The organism is Lactiplantibacillus garii (genome assembly GCF_003885105.1).
GTDB lineage: Bacteria > Bacillota > Bacilli > Lactobacillales > Lactobacillaceae > Lactiplantibacillus > Lactiplantibacillus garii.
Genome location: NZ_QWZQ01000035.1, coordinates 1 through 16,902 on the forward strand (window position 1 = coordinate 1; position 16,902 = coordinate 16,902).

The window sequence follows — 16,902 nt, forward strand, 5'->3', positions numbered from 1 at the left end:
TGGTATAACTACAAGCGTCGCCAAGAAACACTAAATGGCATGACCCCGAAAGAATTTCGGAATCATGCCATTCTAAAAACTGCATAGCTATTTTAATTATTTGAACTGTCTACTTGACTCGGAGCAGCCCCTTCGGGCGTTTTTTATTCCGGACGAAAAGGCCCCCTGAGCATCGAACTCCGTGACCGCGTACTCAGGGGACTTAAATTGTAATACTTTTATAGTAACTTTTGAATCCGGTGCTGAGTTTCCAATACTAAGCGAATAAAATTACGCCGGCGATCGTCTGGCATCCGGTACTTCGGTGCACTCACACTAAACGCCCCGTAAATTCGATGCTCACCAGCGATGACCGCGCCAATACAGTAAATATCAGGTTCATTTTCTTCATCGTCAATGGAAAAGCCCACGTTACGAATATTGTCTAAATCATTGCGTAACCCCGGTACGGTAACAATCGTATTATCCGTAACCGGTTTTAACTTAACCCGTCCAAAGTAACCCTTTAGTTGCTCGTCCGAATATTGCGCTAAAATCGCTTTTCCCATTGACGAAGAGTAGAGGTTCATTTGTCCACCAATCGTTGACTTTAGCTTAATACTCGACGGACTTTCCAACTTTTCTAGGAGAACCACGTGATCATCCTGACAAATCCCTAGGTTAACCGTCTCCCCCGTTTCATTACGCAACCCTTGCAGTAGTTCCCGGGTTACCGAACGAATATCAAAACTTTCAGAAGCCTTCTGACCATAAGCTAAGAACTGGGTTCCCAAATAGTAACGCCGTGATTCGGAATCGCGCCGGACAAAGTTGAGAACCTCCAGCGTCGTTAATATTTTGAGCGTTGTAGGCGTATTAATTCCACTGGCCCGACTCACTTCATTTAAATTGGGAGCTGCCTCACTTTTCAAAATTGCATCTAAAATTGTTTTGGCTTTAATTAGTACTGAACCGTAAAGTTTAGGCTTTTCATTATCTACCATTAGCTATTTCCTCCCGCATACCTTTCGTTTGCCAGTTTAAAACCGACCCGGGATAGCCACGCCGATTTTTATTATTAAAATTTTCTTATCCAGAAAGTAACTTTATTTAAATTATACTGTTAAGCACCAAATTAAACAAGCACTTGACTATAAGGCGTTATATTCACTGATATAACTAGAAAAATAATTGCAAATTACCCTTGTAATTTGTGCGTAAGCGTTTTATATTAGTAGTTGTAAACAGGAAATGCAATTTCCTATAAAGAAATCACTTTAAAATTAAGGAGTTCCTATAACATGGCAGATACACGCGAAGATATTTTGGCTCGGGAAAAAGATTTAGATCACTTTAACATGGACCTCTACTCACTAAAGGGTAAGGTCGCAATCGTTACCGGTGGTGATACCGGTTTAGGCCAAGCCTACACGGTCGCCTTTGCGGAAGCTGGCGCAGACATCTTCATCCCAACTTTTGGTGAAACCGGCTGGGAAGACACCCGTAAAATGGTTGAAAAACGTGGTCAGCGGGTTGAATTTATGAACGTTGACTTAACCGAAGATGGTATCGCCGAAAAGGTTATTCAAAAGGCGCTGGATACGTACGGCCACATTGATATCCTGGTTAATAACGCTGGGATGATTAAACGGAACCCGTTACTTGAATCAAAAGATGCTGACTGGGACCGGGTTATCGCTATCAATTTGAGTACTGTTTACCACATGTCATTAGCCGCGGGTAAGGTCATGGCTAAGCAAAAGTCCGGTAAAATCATCAATATTGGCTCCATGCTCTCATTCCAAGGTGGTAAATTCATCCCCTCATACACTGCAAGTAAACACGGGGTTGCCGGCTTAACGAAGTCATTTGCTAGTGAACTCGCCGCTTACAATATTCAGGTCAATGCCATTGCTCCCGGCTACATCAAGACTGCTAACACGGAACCCATCCGTGAAGACCCGGTTCGCAACAAAGAAATTCTTGACCGGATTCCTGCTGGTCACTGGGGTGGTACTTACGAATTAATGGGCGTAGCCGTCTTCTTAGCCAGTGCCGCATCAAACTACGTTAACGGTCACTTGCTTGCCGTCGACGGTGGGTACTTAGTTCGTTAATAGCCCCACTACTACGCAACTAGCTGATAATTCAGTAAATTGAAAATTCATGATATCCCTAGAAAATTTAACTTTACGTCCACATTCCCGTAATCAACCGAGTTGAACGTTAAAAAGAACCCATCATTTATAAAACCACCAATCGCAAATGTGATTGGTGGTTTTATTGACCTAATCATTCGTCATTAGTACCGGGATGTGCACTACTACGAATCGGTAAAGAATCAGCAAAGTAAAAAATGGTCCCGCTGATTTTCGTTCTAGGCCATACCGTTGATTTATGATTTTAATACGGCTTAGGGTACAGTTACCTACAACAAGCGACGCACTTTTCAGAATTATTTTCCGAAAAATGCGCCGCTTGTTTTTTGTAATCCATCTTTACACAAATAAATAGTAACAACCACTAATCCCAATAAAAATATAAATCAGTTGTTTAACCGTGGCCATTGGTAACTTCGGTAAAATTCGGGCAGCCAACGCCGTTCCAATGAACGCACCCACCATTCCAACGCCAATATACGGTGCTAAACTGGTCGTCACAATTCCGTTAATGATCCGAACCGTCGTAATGTAAAAAACATCAATTAAGAAGAAAGCTTGTAAATTACCCACGTAATCCTCGGTCGAGTCTGACAACGACAAAAAGTACAGTGCCATTAACGGCCCCCCGATGCCGAATAAACCATTAAAGAACCCCGAGATAACCATGAACACACCGGCAACAAACCACGGATACCGTTTATCAGCGGCCCGTTGACTAAAAGTGAAATAGCCCGCTAAAATAATTAGTAAACCACCTAACAATTTGCGTAGTAGTTGAACGTCTAAGACTTGTCCTAAATGTACCGACCAGGCCGCCACACTCGCGTAAACGATAAAGGGAATAATGATCCGTTTAACCCGAATAAAACGGTGGTAACGCCACGTCATGGTCACAACACTTGCAAGCATAATCAGACCCGCCACCCCGGCACTTTGATCCATTGGTAATAGTTGGGGTAAAAAAATCATCATTATAATTGCCGCTCCAAAGCCGGTCAAGCCCTGAACCAGCCCCGCCAGTAATGCCGGTACAACCACCATCAACCACGTCATCTTTTCTCCCCCCACTTTTCCGTGCCGACGCTACAAAAAAAGAACCGGTCAATTTCCAGTTCCCTAGTTCCATTTTAGATGTGAAATACTAATACAAATACCATCACTGATACTAAGCCAATCACGACTGACAACGTCATTGACCGCGTTCGGTAAGCCACAATTCCCACCAGAATGGCAGAAATGATCATCCCCAAATTACCGGTCGTCATGATTTGGTACTTACTATCAATAAAAACACTTTTAACCACTAAGGCCGTGAACAATGAGACCGGCACAAAGCGCATCCACTCGTTAAACCACTCCGGAATCGCCCGCTTCGTGAAGAATAACAACGGGAAAAACCGCGGAATGAAGGCCACAATGGCACAGAAAATAATCAGCCAAAAGTGGTCCATACTAGTCATCGAACTAACTGATTGCATAAGAAAACTCCTCTACGCCTTACTCGTCAGATTCTTCCATCGCGGATTGCCGGGTTGGATCGTGAACCTTATACAGTAAATGACTTTCTGGCTTATGTTCCATTAAATAGCGTTCAATGAAGTAACCGGTCAACGATGCAATCAGCGTCGCCACAACTAACCCCAGCGTACTCTTCATTAAAACAAGGAAGAAAATCGTCAAAACACCGGATAACGCGGACACTAAAATAATTAAGCGGCTCTTTGTTTGCATAATTGCCATATAAATAAACAGTGCCGTCAGCGCAAAATCGACCACTTTTAAGTCAATCGTCAACGCACTACCGATCAAACTACCGATAATGTTGCTAATCGTCCAAAAAAGCAATGAATAGTGTTCAACGAGCAACGCTTGTTTCGGTTTCCAGTGCTTATCAGTCGCGAACTTTAAATAGTTTACGGCGTAGTTTTCATCGTTCATTGAAAATGCAAACGTGAAAATGAACGGTAACGACTGCCCTTTCAAGTAACGCGACAAACTAGAACCTAATAAGGCGTAGCGTAATTCCAAGAAAAACATCATCAAAATAATCGTGGTCATCGGTGCGTTGATCGTCAACATCGATGCAATCAAAAATTGGGCGCCACCGGAAAAGACCATCACTGAGATCAATGCCGTCAGTAGATGGTTGAACCCGGCCGCGTGTAATAGGACCCCACATGCTAACCCAATCGGGATATAGCTGAGTCCAAGTGGCATTACGGTTCGTAACACCATTAACCAATTTGGCTCGTTCTTTTTCACCAAGAATGCCTCCAGTACCATACCAGTAAAGAATTCAAGCAACATTATTGATGTCTATTTGTTTAGACATTCGGACTTAATTTTAACATGTTTTTTATAGCAATCCTACCACCTAAAGTTAGATTGTTCGTTATTTCGGCAGTTGAAAGCGCTTATATCATTGGATTTTAATCAAAACGCTTTCCCATAATGACTAGGTCGTTGGACCGTCCATTCAATTCCGCGACGGCTGGTAGAAAGCCCCACTGTTCGTAGCCAAATTTCTTAAATAATTTAATACTTGGTAGGTTACTTGAAAAAATATAGGCTAATACGGTCGTTAAACCGACTTGAATCAACTGGTTCGGTACCATTTCCAAAACCTGGCTGCCCAGGCCCTTTCCCCGCACAGTTCGGTCTAAATAAAGTGAAATTTCGGTCGTTTTAGCGTAGGCGGCCCGACCATAAAATGGTGAAAAACTAAGCCAGCCAACCACCATTTCATCTAATACAACCACCCATAACGGATAGTGATCCGGTGTGTGTTCCAAAAACCACGGCCGGCGTTGATCAACCGTCACCGGCTTTAAATCGGCGGTCACCTCATGACTCGGAATCGTTTGATTATAAATATCGACAATAATTGGTAAATCGGACATTGTGGCTTGTCGTAGCGCCATGCTCATGACTACCCCTCCATTTTAATTACTATGTTCAAATCCATTATACTTGTTTTTGGAAAGGGTTACATCAGTTTTTCATTTTAGCTGCTAATCAACAGCCTCAACACACACGTTTTCACACCGATGACGTTAACATTGCAAGTCACCGCGGCGCTTTTCTCATTTAACCCAAAACGGCGGACAATCTCAAGACCCGGGATTATCCGCCGTTCTACGTTAATTTGCTTTTTGAAACGTGTTCGCACCACCAATCGCTTCCGCTTAACCAAAAACGGGTGATAATCGCAAGCCCAGCGATTATCACCCGTTTTCCCTCATTTATCCTTTCGAAACGTGCTCGCTCGGGCAGCCCGTTCTACGTTAATACTCGCAGGCTGTGCGCCCTCGCTCACACTCTTTTAATTAGAACCAACTCTTGATTCCCCGCCACATGCGGACAAAAATGTTGGCCTTTTCGATTGAACTCTTCGGCGTTACGTTGACTTTTAACGTATCACTCTTAGTTCCGTTAACGACCGTAATGGCCTTCTTGTTTAAACTCAGGTTAGCCGTACCAACCGTCTTGCCGTTCTTAACCGGTGCCTGGATTTTACCAGCCGTCGTGGCCGTCTTCTTTAAGCTGACCTTACCCGTGACCGCACTAGCATCTGAACCCACCGGTAAGTAAATCTTCGTGTTGCCACTGTTTGAAACTAACTTCGTGGTCAACGCCTTCCCATCTTGCACGTCCGCGGATTTCACACCCTTGATCGTCCCATTCTTATTAATGGTCGTGGTTGTGTAGTTATGGTAAACGTAAGACATAATTTGAGCAGTTTGGGTAAAGTGTTCCGTTCCGTTATCACTAGCAGAACCCGCATGAAGGACGACCGTAATGATCCGGTTACCGTTGCTAAACTTAACCGTCCCGGTAAAGGCGTTCCCAGCCTTAGCCGAAGTCCCGGTCTTCAAACCATCCACTGGTAAAGCGGAGTAGTGTTTAACGAGGCCCTTTAACATGTAGTTGCGGTTATCCATCTTAGTTGCGGAACTAGTGCCCTTTTCAAACCAGGCGTGCGCAATGCTAGACGTTTTTAAAACTTCGGGGTAGTCCGTCAATAACTTCTTGGCAACCGTGGCGATGTCCTGCGCCGACATCATGTTCTCGGTACTGCCAGCAACGTTGCTGTAACCAATCGTGCTGCCAACTTCCTTATTGGTCAGCCCACAGGCGTTAACGATGGTCGCATCGGTGATGCCCCATGACTTGGCCGTTTTTTTCATCATCGTCACAAATTTATGGGGTGAACCGGCCACCGCGTCCCCTAAAGCCGTAATGGCGGCGTTTGCGGAGTAAATTTCAGTGGCATTATATAGTTGGCGTACCGAGTACGTCTTGGTCGATAACAGCGGCACGTTGGCGTAAGTCTTATTTTGACTCATCTTGGCAACGGCCTTGCTGACACTGATCTTTTGGTTCCACGATAACTTACCTTCGTGAATGGCCTTCAAAACTAAGTAGGTACTTAACATCTTGGTCATCGAAGCAATCGCCATCGGTTTAGTACTGTTTTTATCGTACAAAACTTGACCAGTCGACGCGTCAACCGCAATGGCCGCCTTTGCAGAAATTGACGGCGTGCTAGCCGCCTGCGCTTGAAGATCAGCCCCCGCAATGCCTAATCCGGTAGTGGTGAACGTGACTGCCGCAACGAGGGCAATCATAACTTTCTTTAACTTTCCCGCAAATCTCATTTCTCAATTATCCCTTTCCTAAATGCTAGTTTTAGTTTAAATAAATTTTTCAATGGAAACAAGTTAATTCGCAACTTTCTGCTTAGTTTTTGTTAACGGGTGGTCATGATCAACTGGTAAGTGAATGACAAAACTAGTCAGTTCATCATCGCTCTGCGCGTAAATGTAGCCCCCGTGGTGTTGCACGATACTCTGAGCAATGGCCAACCCCAGCCCGGACCCCCCCGTTGCCTGGGAACGGGATTCCTCGACCCGGTAAAACCGTTCAAATAGCCGACCTAACGCTTCGGCCGGAATCCGCTTGCCATCGTTAGCCACGTGGATCACCACTTCGTTATCCCGTTGCTCGGCTTGCAGAATAATTCTTTTCGCACCGGCCCCGTACTTAAAAGCGTTGGCAATCAGGTTATTAAAGACCCGCCCTAACTTTTCCGCGTCGGCTTCGAGGTAGATTGGTTGGTCGCCGCTTTCCACTTCAATCGTGAGGTGCTTCTTATTAGCCTCCAGTTCAAAACTGGCCGCGAGTTGTTCCAGCATCGCCGTTAAATTCAAACGACTAATATTAAGTGGCGTTTCCGTTTGCCGGGCCTTGGTGTATTCAAACAGATCTTCCACTAACGACTTCATCTGGGTGGCCTTTAAATACGCTATGTGGGCGTATTTGACCAAGTCTGCTTCCGACTGGTACTGTTTATTTTCAATCAAGCCGAGGTAGCCAATAATCGAGGTCAACGGTGTTCGAATATCGTGACTGACGTTGGTAATCAGCGCGTCCTTAGAACGTTCAATCTCGCGTTCTTCGTCCATCGAATGGATGGCGGAATCAACTAAAGCGTTCACACTTTCAACGACCCGTTGAGTATCCCCGGTCAAACTAAAATCGATCCGGTGATCAAAGTGTCCGGCCGCAATGTAGTGCAGTTCACTAATGATGTGGCGCAACTGCATCTGCTTGTACCGGCGAATCAGCCGCCAGTACAGCACAAAGCCGTCCGCCACCAACATTAGCGCAATGAACAGGTTTTCGTAGCTCCACAACTGATAGTTAGTCGGCCCCAGTTTAATGGAACGTTTAATCTGAAAAATCCCGCTTTGCAGGCCCGGATTATGGGCAATCGCACTGTTGATCAGTACCACGATCGACAAGTTTAAAAGGAGTAGCAGAATTACCGTAACTACTCCTTCAAAAAACAATTCACTTTTTTCACGTCCTGTTAATTTCAAAAGCTGACCTCGCTATTAGCGTGATTCGATCTTGTAACCAACGCCCCAGACCGTTTGGATCACCTTTTCACCATCGGTGGCCTCTTCGATCTTATCGCGTAAATGACTAACGTGTACCATGACCGTTTTGGCCGACACGATACTTTCCTGTTGCCAAACGCGTTCGAAAATATCGTCGGCGGAAAAGACCCGGTTCGGGTGGCTAGCTAGTAGGTATAAAATTCCAAATTCCAACGCGGTCAACTGAATGTCCTTCCCCGTCAACGTTTTGACTTCGTGGGAATCCTTGTTAATGGTTAACGGACCGATGTCTAAAACGTCCGGTTCGGTCGTTGTCACGTTGTTTTCGGAGCGCCGTAGTAATGATTTGACCCGCGCCATGATTTCTAGCGGGTTAAACGGCTTGGTGACGTAATCGTCAGCACCCGTGATCAACCCTTGAATCTTATCCATATCACCCGTCTTGGCGGATAACACCAGGATCGGTAGTTGCGAATCTTTCCGGACTTCCTTAATCACTTCAATCCCGTCCATCTCGGGCATCATAATATCCAGGATCATCAACGCGATGTCCGGGTTCGTATTTAACTTAGTTAAGGCTTCCCGGCCGTTATAGGCGCTAATGGGTTCGTAGCCTTCGTTTTTAATATAAATTTCTAATAGTTGCGCAATTTCTTTGTCGTCATCGACTACTAAAATTTTCATAGTACATTTCTCCTTAAATAATTCTGGTTTTATTTTATCAAAAAGTTAACGTTGCTTAACGTTTCACGCTGCTTTTTAGGGAAAGCTTAAGAGTGCCGCTGGATTTCCTCAGTCATCATCGACCCGCTTCGTCAATAACCAGGCGTAATAACTCCCAACAATTAGTAACAAACCGTTGACCAGCCAAATTGTGCGGGTCGTCCACCAAATTTGAAGTAACGCTGAAATAATCGCCCCACCAGCAAAACACAACACTAATTCCCAATAGACGAGCGCCGTTTTTAACGAGTCTTGATTACGCGTCATACCAAAGTCCGTCAACGCAATCGTGGCCTTCTTTAAATTTCCCGTCGTAAAGACGTTGGCGTACCCGTGGCCGGAAATGTGGCTAAAAGCCGTTGTTTGCATCGCCATAACCAAAGCTAATAGTGGCACGATCAAAATATTATTCGTCGTTTTAGGGAGCGCGCCCACAAATAGACAAACGACGAACTCCGCCACCATGATTGGTAAGCGCCAGTAGTGAGAATGTGCCCCTAAGTGATGGTTGAGAATACCCACGAAAGCTACCCCCACAATGAAAGCCAACACCGTACACAACTTAGTCACGGCTCCAGGTAAATTATGCTGAGCAATGTCAACGCTCAGAAAAACTAAGTTCCCGGTTTGCCCGGCAGCCAACACCCCACCACGTTGTACGAAGGTGTATGCATCAATAAAACCGCCGATAAACGTTAATCCCAGTCCAATCTCGCGTAACTGAAACAGGTGCCGGTTTTGATAACGCTGCATTTGGCCACCCACTTTCATCTCAATAGTCTAATCATACCGCAGTCCCCCAATTAAAACTCGTTTGACCTAGTAAAAAAACGAACGGGCGTCCCGTTCGTTTTGAAATGAGCTATTTCTTGCTACTTATACCGGCGTTGCCCCAACCGATAAACGTGAACGTCCTCTGCAAGCTGAATACCAGTCATCACCATGGTCATTGCTAGTAATAATCCGTCCAACAACCACAACTGCCAAGCATGCCAGAAAATACAGGTTGCTACTACAACGATGAAGCTAGCGCCCTCCACGACGCGACGAATTTTATCAAACCGGTGATACCACCGCGGGTACCGCGAGCGGTCAACGTGCATTTTTAAATGCATGTTACTCCCCCTACATGTAGCGAACTTGGTACAACTGAATAATGTCGTTCACGCGCTTCGAGTTTTCTGGTGACAGCACGATTCCGTTTTGACGCAGACACTTCGATACCGCTAAACTAAAGCGCGTAAAGACGTACTCCGGTGAACCCGAATTTTGCTTGATCAACTCGGTATAGTAAGCCGCAATCAGTTCTCGTAACGGTTGCTCGGTCGTATTGTTGAGGTCGGCGACCAGGTCTAACATAATGGAAGTCGCTACCCGACTGCGTTCCTGACCAGTACGGTACCACTTACGGTTTTTATTCTCCGCCCGTTCCGTCATTTCTGGACGGTCCCCTTTACGGAACAACACGCTTAACCACGAGTGCTTTACCACCGGTTCGGTCAGTCCTAATAAATAGTCGGCCGATACGCCGAACGTTTGGGTAAAAATGACCAAACTTTCCAAGTCCGGATAACTACGCCCCAGTTCCCACTTAGAAATCGTTTGGCGGGTAACGTGAAGCTTTTCCGCCAAAACTTGTTGGGACCATTCCCGCCGTTCGCGTTGTTCCTTAATCTTTTTTCCGATAACATTTTTCACTTTACCCGTTCCCCCGTTAAATTAACCTTTTCTGGGTGTTCATCACTTCCAGAGTATACCGTGTAGTGCGTTGCACTGACAACTGCGGTCATCAATTTAGACCGCATCCATAAAAAAAGTCGGTCCGTAAAAGGTTATCCTTTACGAACCGACTATTTAAATACTATTTTAAATTAGCCGTTAACTGAGTAGTTAGGGGCGTTCTTAGTGATTTGAATTTCGTGTGGGTGTGATTCCCGCAAACCAGCACCAGAAATTTCAACAAATTGGGCGTTATCGATCAACGCGTCAATGTCCTTGGCACCAACGTAACCCATCCCGGAACGTAAGCCACCAAGCATTTGGAAAATAATATCGTCAACGCTGCCCTTAAACGGCACGCGTCCTTCGACCCCTTCTGGGACCAACTTGTTTGCTTCGTTCACGCCGCCTTGGAAGTAACGGTCGGATGAACCGTGTGCTTGTGACATGGCACCAACGGAACCCATCCCACGGTAGAACTTGTATTGACGACCATCGTCAAAGACGACTTCACCGGGCGCTTCGCTCGTCCCAGCTAACATACTTCCAAGCATCACGGCGTTACCACCAGCAGCTAATGCTTTGACAATGTCACCGGAGTACTTGATCCCACCGTCGGCAATGATTGGCTTACCGTATTCGCGGGCGACGCTAGCGGCATCGTAAACGGCGGTCAATTGAGGCACCCCAACACCAGCAACGATCCGGGTCGTACAAATTGAACCAGGGCCAATCCCAACTTTAACAACGTCAACGCCGGCTTCAAATAAAGCGCGGGTGCCTTCGGCGGTGGCCACGTTCCCAGCAATTAACGTTTGCTTAGGGAAATGGGCGCGAATTTCTTTGATTTTCCGTAAAACCCCGGCAGAATGGCCGTGCGCCGTATCAATTACGATGGCGTCGGCACCGGCGTTAAATAACGCTTCGGCCCGGTCAAAAGTGTCGCTGGTCACCCCAACGGCGGCAACGGCTAACAAGTGGTTGTTAGCGTCAACGGCAGCGTGTGGGTGGTCGGCATCTTTTTCAACGGCCTTAACTTTTTTAACTTCTTCAGCTTGCGCTTCAATGCTTAAGTTTTTATGGATAACGGCGAGGCCACCTTGGTTAGCCATAGCGATTCCCATAGCGGATTCGGAAACGGTATCCATTCCCGCACTCAAAATTGGAATATTAAGTTGCAAATTATCCGCAAGTTTTACACCTAAGTTGACTTCATTCGGTAAAACATGACTTTCGGCCGGAATTAATAGTACATCATCGAACGTATAACCTTTTTTTCCAAACTTTGTATCCCAATTAGACATTGAACGTTAGCTCCTTATGGTTTTATTTTTATCTGTAAAGATACCAAAACATCGGGGTAAATGCAAGTAACAAACATGAATTTCAGAAAATTCTTATTTAAAGAGTGTGAGGTCCTGACAGGTTGGCGGCGAGGATTAGCCTAGTCATCAGTAGCATGCGGGCTGGGCATGGTGCTGGTGACGTAGCTAACCGCAACCGGCAGTCAGGCCCGAACACGTTTCAAAAGAGTGTGAGGTTCCAACGGGTTGAGAGTGAGGATTAGCCTAGCGGGCAGGATGATGCGGGTTGGGCATCGTGCTGACTGCGTAGCTAACCGCAGCTCTCAGTTGGACCCGAACACGTTTCAAAAGAGCGTAAGGTCCTGACAGGTTGGCGGCGAGGATTAGCCTAGTCATCAGTAGCATGCGGGCTGGGCATGGTGCTGATGACGTAGCTAACCGCAACCGGCAGTCAGGCCCGAGCACGTTTCAAAAAAGAACCCAGATTGCTCTGCGTTCTTTAAAAATCGCCTAAAACAGGCTCGTTGTAATCTTGTAGCGGCGCTTAAGCCACATCCGGATGAAGAAGACGACCACCGCAATGGCTAAGTACGCCATTCCTGGTAAAATCGGGTTCCACGGTCCCTTGATCAAAGAAACGGTCGTAAAGACGAACATCCAGACGATCACGGCTAAGACCGACCAACCAATTTTTTTCCAAAGTGAAGCTTGGGGCTGACCCTTGGCCGGAGCCAAGTATTGGAATAACTTGGTAACGCCTAACCCACCAACCACGGAGGTTAATAGGATGGCGGTCAAGCCCATCGCACCCTGTGAATTTTTCTGGGTATTGGCGCCAATTAGGCCCATGATCCCGTACATTAAGCAGAAAATCATGAATAGCATTAAGCCGCTGTCCAATGATGAGATCCAAAAGTTAGCCTTCTGTTGTTCAACCGGCGTCTTCTTAGGATTGATGATTTCTTCAGTCCGTTCCTGGACCGTCCCGTATAGTTGACGGGCGGTCGTTCCACGACCCTGTTCAGCTAATAGCGTGGTCGTCATTTCATCAAGAACGGCCTTCTTCTTTTCACCACTAAGTTGGGTATCGTTTAACGATTTACGCATTTGCCGCATGTATTCGGCATTCCGTTTCGTTAACTCCGTCGATTCGTGGATTGGGCGTTCCGCAGCTTGAATCTGCTTAGCGCCGGCCGCCGCGTTGCGGGGTGTCTTTGGGGTTTCACTTTCACTCACGAGTCCATTCTCCTTTCGACTTAAACGTTAAAGCGGAATTCGACAATGTCACCGTCTTGCATGACGTAGTCCTTACCTTCTAAACGTAACTTACCATTTTCCTTGACCTTGGCTTCAGAACCAGCTTCGTCTAAAGCGTCAAACGACATTACTTCGGCCCGAATGAACCCCCGTTCAAAGTCCGAGTGAATGATCCCGGCAGCTTGAGGTGCTTTAGTTCCGCGTTTAAAGGTCCAAGCACGGGTCTCCTTGCCACCAGCCGTAAAGAAGGTTTCCAGCCCTAAGAGCTTGTAAGAAGCCCGAATCAGCTTATTCAAACCGGGTTCTTCAACCCCTTCGGCAGCTAAGAAATCGGCCTTATCAGCATCGTCCAATTCGGCGATTTCTTCTTCGGTTTCGGCAGCGACCCCAATCGCCTGGGCACCCTCCGCCTTAGCGTAGTCTTCAACGACCTTGTAATACTTCGAACTTTCAGGATCAGCCATGTCGTCTTCGGAGATGTTGGCAACGTACAAAACGGGTTTGGACGTCAATAAGAAGAGGCCCCGGACGATTGGTTGTTCGTCATCCGTAAAGTCTAATGAACGCACCGGTTTGCCGGCTTCCAAAGCGGGTTTGATCTTTTCTAACACGGCAAGTTCGGCCTTAGCTTCCTTATCGCTCCCCTTAGCCGCGCGTTGAACCTTCGCCAACCGCTTATCAACGGCTTCTAGGTCGGCTAAACTTAATTCCAAGTTAATGGTTTCAATGTCGTCTTGAGGATCAACTTTCCCGGTAACGTGGGTAATGTTATCGTCGTCAAAGGCCCGAACTACGTGCACAATGGCGTCGACTTGGCGAATGTTTTCCAAGAACTTGTTTCCTAGACCTTCACCCTTGCTGGCACCCTTAACGATCCCGGCGATATCGGTAAATTCAAAGGTCGTTGGAACGACCTTCTTAGCGGGAATAATTTCTTGAATCCGGTCTAAACGTTTGTCGGGAACTTCAACCATCCCCACGTTTGGATCAATCGTCGCAAATGGGTAGTTGGCCATTTCGGCGCCCGCCTTCGTAATTGCGTTAAACAATGTGGATTTACCAACGTTTGGTAACCCAACGATACCTGCTGTAAGTGCCATATCGGTTATTCACTCTTCCTTTTAAATAATTAAGCTTGGTCGGCTTTCTTTTCCAAAACTTTTTTCAACTTTTTATTGAATTCACGGCGCGGCATCATGACCACGTGACCGCACCCGGTACATTTGATCTTAATGTCGGCACCCATCCGCGTGATTTCCCAGCGGTTGACCCCGCATGGATGGGCTTTCTTCATTTCGACAATATCACCTAAATCATACATGCGCAACGCCCCTTCACAAATTAATTAATTTAAATCGATGTGTAAAATTTCTAAGATCCGGGTTAAATCGTCATTTGACAAGTACGGAATCTCAATTTTACCCTGATCTTTTTTGTTGGCCTTTGCCTGAATAGAAACGGCGGTTCCAAACTTTTCTTGTAGCTGTTCCTCACTGGCGCGAATGTACGGTGACTTCTTAACGGTGACCTTCTTGGCCGGCTTTTCGGCGTCACCGTTATAACGCGCCACGATTTGTTCCAATTGCCGGACGGTCAAGTTATCTTTAACTGCCCGCTTAGCCAGTGGTTCCAGTTTAGCCTTATCCTTTAATGAAAGCAGTGTCCGAGCTTGTCCCATCGCTAACTGCCCTTTCTGGATCAGTTGCTTAACACCAGCTGGTAATCCTAACAACCGTAAGTAGTTAGCAATGTAAGGCCGACTCTTTCCCAGGCGTTTTGAGACTTCCGCTTGGGTCAGCTTCAGCTTTTTCATCAGTGAGTCGTACGCCTCGGCTTCTTCTAACGGCGTTAAGTCTTCACGCTGGAGGTTTTCCAACACGGCGACTTCCATCATTTGTTCTTCGGTCACGTCGCGAACAATGGCCGGAATCGTCGTCTGTTTTGCCAGCTTAGAAGCACGGAACCGCCGCTCACCGGCAATAATTTCGTACTTTTTGACCTCAACATCCGGCTGTCGGACGATGATTGGCTGGAAAACACCGGACTTTTCAATGGAACTAGCCAGTTCTTTTAACGCCGCCTGGTCAAACTTTTGCCGGGGCTGATACGGGTTCGCGTGAATGTCTGTCAGGGCTAAATCAACGACGGATTCTTCACTGGTGGGTTCGTCAACGTCGGCAAACAGGGCCCCGATGCCCCGGCCGAGCGCTTTGTTTTGATCCTTATCTTTACTTGCCATGGGCGGCCAACACTTCCTTTGCTAAAGCTAAGTAAACTTGTGCACCCTTTGAACGGGCATCGTAATCAATAATCGACAGGCCGTGACTCGGCGCTTCGGATAACCGCACGTTGCGAGGAATAATTGTCTGATACACGGCGTCCTTAAAGTACTTGCGCACTTCCGCGTTAACCTGTGCACCCAGGTTAGTCCGGGCGTCATACATGGTTAACAGGACCCCCTCAATTTTCAACTGTTTATTAAAGTGTTTTTGAACCAACTTAACGGTATTGAGCAACTGACTCAACCCTTCCAAAGCGTAATATTCACTTTGAACCGGGATCAAGATGGAGTCACAAGCCGTAAACGCGTTGATGGTCAGTAATCCCAGCGAAGGCGGACAGTCGATCAAAACAAAGTCATAATCGGCTTTCACGTCATCAATAGCATCCCGTAAACGGGTCTCACGCGCCATCATCGGCGTCAATTCGATTTCGGCCCCCGATAATTGAATCGTGGCCGGGACGATGTCCAACCCCTTGTGACTCGTGGGGATAATCGTGTCTTTAATGGGAACGTCGTTGATCAGAACGTCGTAAATTTCGTGTTCAATGGCTGATTTTTGGATTCCTAACCCGCTGGTTGCGTTCCCCTGCGCGTCGGTATCAATTAACAGTACTTTTTGGCCTAGTTCCACGAGACTGGCACCTAAATTAATGCTGGTCGTGGTCTTGCCAACGCCACCTTTTTGGTTAGCGAGTGCAATTACGGTTCCCATAACTACTTACCACCCCTTGGTTGATTTTTTGGAATTTCGATCGTGATTCGGTAGCCGTCATCCGTATTCTCTTCGTGCGTTTTAACGGGCATCCCGGCATCGGTCACCATTTTTATGGATTTTTTGATCGTATTAACGGCGATCCGGGTGTCGCCAGTCAACCCCCGGGGCCGTTTTTTCTTCGGTTTAGGCGGTGTTTGCAGCTTAGCCACTAGCTGTTCCGTTTCCTTGACCGTTAACTGGTCGGCTAGGACGTGTTTTAAAACCGTTTCCTGCTGATCAGTCGTTAGGTTTAACAGGGCCCGGCCGTGGCGCTCACTGATTTGACGACTTAGTAATGCCTGACGAACCGCTGGTGCTAACTTCAATAATCGCAACTTATTCGCCACAAACGACTGACTCTTTCCCAGTTCTTTGGCGAGGGCCGCCTGGGTCAACTTATTTAACTGCATGAGTTCGTGGTAGGCGGTCGCTTCTTCAATGACGGTCAAGTCTTGGCGCTGCAAGTTTTCAATCAACGCCATCGACGCCGTTTCACCATCGTCCATCTTTTGAATAATGGCGGGAACGTCGGCCCAATGCAGTGACGTTACCGCCCGAAAACGACGTTCACCAGCAATAATTTCGTACTTTTGTGGTTCGTATTCCCGTAACACGATGGGTTGGAGCAACCCGTGTTCGGCAATCGTTGCGGCGAGCTCCGCTATGCCCCCCTCGTCAAAGACTTGGCGGGGTTGAAAACGGTTGGGAATAATGGCAGTTACCGGGATGCGCACAATTTGCTGATTACGGTTCGGAGTTTCATCAGATTTATGCTTATCACGATTAGAACCAAACAAAGAAAATGCCATATCATTAC

At 46.7% G+C, this 16,902-nt stretch carries 20 protein-coding genes; 2 read left to right on the forward strand and 18 right to left on the reverse strand.

Annotation, left to right across the window (positions count from 1 at the left end; genetic code table 11):
• On the forward strand, positions 1-87 hold an 87-nt coding region (locus D1831_RS10015), incomplete at its 5' end, for an IS3 family transposase (protein ID WP_148096374.1).
• Between the two features lie 131 nt (positions 88-218).
• Here the strand turns inward: D1831_RS10015 and D1831_RS10020 are convergent.
• The gene (locus D1831_RS10020; protein ID WP_125072806.1) at positions 219-983 is read right to left on the reverse strand and encodes an IclR family transcriptional regulator; all 765 of its coding nucleotides are present in this window, start codon (positions 981-983) and stop codon (positions 219-221) included.
• A gap of 297 nt (positions 984-1,280) precedes the next feature.
• On the opposite strand from D1831_RS10020, the gene kduD reads away from it, so the two are divergent.
• The gene (kduD, locus tag D1831_RS10025) at positions 1,281-2,096 is read left to right on the forward strand and encodes a 2-dehydro-3-deoxy-D-gluconate 5-dehydrogenase KduD (protein ID WP_125072807.1); all 816 of its coding nucleotides are present in this window, start codon (positions 1,281-1,283) and stop codon (positions 2,094-2,096) included.
• A 381-nt stretch (positions 2,097-2,477) separates the two neighbouring features.
• On the opposite strand, the gene D1831_RS10030 is transcribed toward kduD, so the two are convergent.
• From D1831_RS10030 to noc, 17 genes are all read right to left on the reverse strand, one after another.
• On the reverse strand, positions 2,478-3,194 hold the full coding sequence (locus tag D1831_RS10030) for a sulfite exporter TauE/SafE family protein (RefSeq protein WP_125072808.1): 717 nt from the start codon (positions 3,192-3,194) through the stop codon (positions 2,478-2,480).
• A gap of 74 nt (positions 3,195-3,268) precedes the next feature.
• Positions 3,269-3,619, reverse strand: a complete 351-nt coding sequence (locus tag D1831_RS10035; RefSeq protein ID WP_125072809.1) for an AzlD domain-containing protein — start codon at positions 3,617-3,619, stop codon at positions 3,269-3,271.
• A 19-nt stretch (positions 3,620-3,638) separates the two neighbouring features.
• Positions 3,639-4,424: an AzlC family ABC transporter permease gene (locus D1831_RS10040; protein ID WP_125072810.1), complete on the reverse strand. Its 786-nt coding sequence runs from the start codon at positions 4,422-4,424 to the stop codon at positions 3,639-3,641.
• Between the two features lie 146 nt (positions 4,425-4,570).
• The gene (locus D1831_RS10045) at positions 4,571-5,068 is read right to left on the reverse strand and encodes a GNAT family N-acetyltransferase (protein ID WP_125072811.1); all 498 of its coding nucleotides are present in this window, start codon (positions 5,066-5,068) and stop codon (positions 4,571-4,573) included.
• Between the two features lie 399 nt (positions 5,069-5,467).
• Positions 5,468-6,799 carry a serine hydrolase gene (locus tag D1831_RS10050; RefSeq protein WP_125072812.1) on the reverse strand — a complete coding sequence of 444 codons (1,332 nt, stop codon included), beginning with the start codon at positions 6,797-6,799 and terminating at the stop codon, positions 5,468-5,470.
• A gap of 63 nt (positions 6,800-6,862) precedes the next feature.
• A complete protein-coding gene (locus tag D1831_RS10055) occupies positions 6,863-8,023 on the reverse strand; it encodes a sensor histidine kinase (RefSeq protein WP_125072813.1) in 1,161 nt (386 codons plus the stop codon).
• Between the two features lie 15 nt (positions 8,024-8,038).
• The gene (locus D1831_RS10060; RefSeq protein WP_021731112.1) at positions 8,039-8,728 is read right to left on the reverse strand and encodes a response regulator transcription factor; all 690 of its coding nucleotides are present in this window, start codon (positions 8,726-8,728) and stop codon (positions 8,039-8,041) included.
• A 108-nt stretch (positions 8,729-8,836) separates the two neighbouring features.
• Positions 8,837-9,520 (reverse strand): YoaK family protein, encoded by a 684-nt coding sequence (locus D1831_RS10065; protein ID WP_125072814.1) that lies wholly within the window; start codon positions 9,518-9,520, stop codon positions 8,837-8,839.
• Positions 9,521-9,639: 119 nt separating this feature from the next.
• Positions 9,640-9,882, reverse strand: a complete 243-nt coding sequence (locus tag D1831_RS10070) for a hypothetical protein (protein ID WP_125072815.1) — start codon at positions 9,880-9,882, stop codon at positions 9,640-9,642.
• A 10-nt stretch (positions 9,883-9,892) separates the two neighbouring features.
• Positions 9,893-10,465 (reverse strand): helix-turn-helix domain-containing protein, encoded by a 573-nt coding sequence (locus tag D1831_RS10075; RefSeq protein ID WP_125072816.1) that lies wholly within the window; start codon positions 10,463-10,465, stop codon positions 9,893-9,895.
• 173 nt (positions 10,466-10,638) lie between these two features.
• Positions 10,639-11,790, reverse strand: a complete 1,152-nt coding sequence (gene guaB / locus D1831_RS10080; protein ID WP_125072817.1) for an IMP dehydrogenase — start codon at positions 11,788-11,790, stop codon at positions 10,639-10,641.
• Between the two features lie 510 nt (positions 11,791-12,300).
• Positions 12,301-13,026, reverse strand: coding sequence for a DUF1129 domain-containing protein (locus tag D1831_RS10085; protein WP_125072818.1), 726 nt, complete (start codon positions 13,024-13,026; stop codon positions 12,301-12,303).
• 20 nt (positions 13,027-13,046) lie between these two features.
• On the reverse strand, positions 13,047-14,147 hold the full coding sequence (gene ychF / locus D1831_RS10090; protein WP_125072819.1) for a redox-regulated ATPase YchF: 1,101 nt from the start codon (positions 14,145-14,147) through the stop codon (positions 13,047-13,049).
• Between the two features lie 29 nt (positions 14,148-14,176).
• Positions 14,177-14,368, reverse strand: a complete 192-nt coding sequence (locus D1831_RS10095) for a DUF951 domain-containing protein (protein ID WP_125072820.1) — start codon at positions 14,366-14,368, stop codon at positions 14,177-14,179.
• 24 nt (positions 14,369-14,392) lie between these two features.
• The gene (locus tag D1831_RS10100; protein WP_125072821.1) at positions 14,393-15,286 is read right to left on the reverse strand and encodes a ParB/RepB/Spo0J family partition protein; all 894 of its coding nucleotides are present in this window, start codon (positions 15,284-15,286) and stop codon (positions 14,393-14,395) included.
• A complete protein-coding gene (locus D1831_RS10105; protein ID WP_125072822.1) occupies positions 15,276-16,043 on the reverse strand; it encodes a ParA family protein in 768 nt (255 codons plus the stop codon). The genes D1831_RS10100 and D1831_RS10105 overlap by 11 nt, the downstream gene beginning before the upstream one ends.
• A 2-nt stretch (positions 16,044-16,045) precedes the next feature.
• Positions 16,046-16,894, reverse strand: a complete 849-nt coding sequence (gene noc, locus D1831_RS10110) for a nucleoid occlusion protein (protein WP_125072823.1) — start codon at positions 16,892-16,894, stop codon at positions 16,046-16,048.
• Positions 16,895-16,902: the final 8 nt, after the last annotated feature.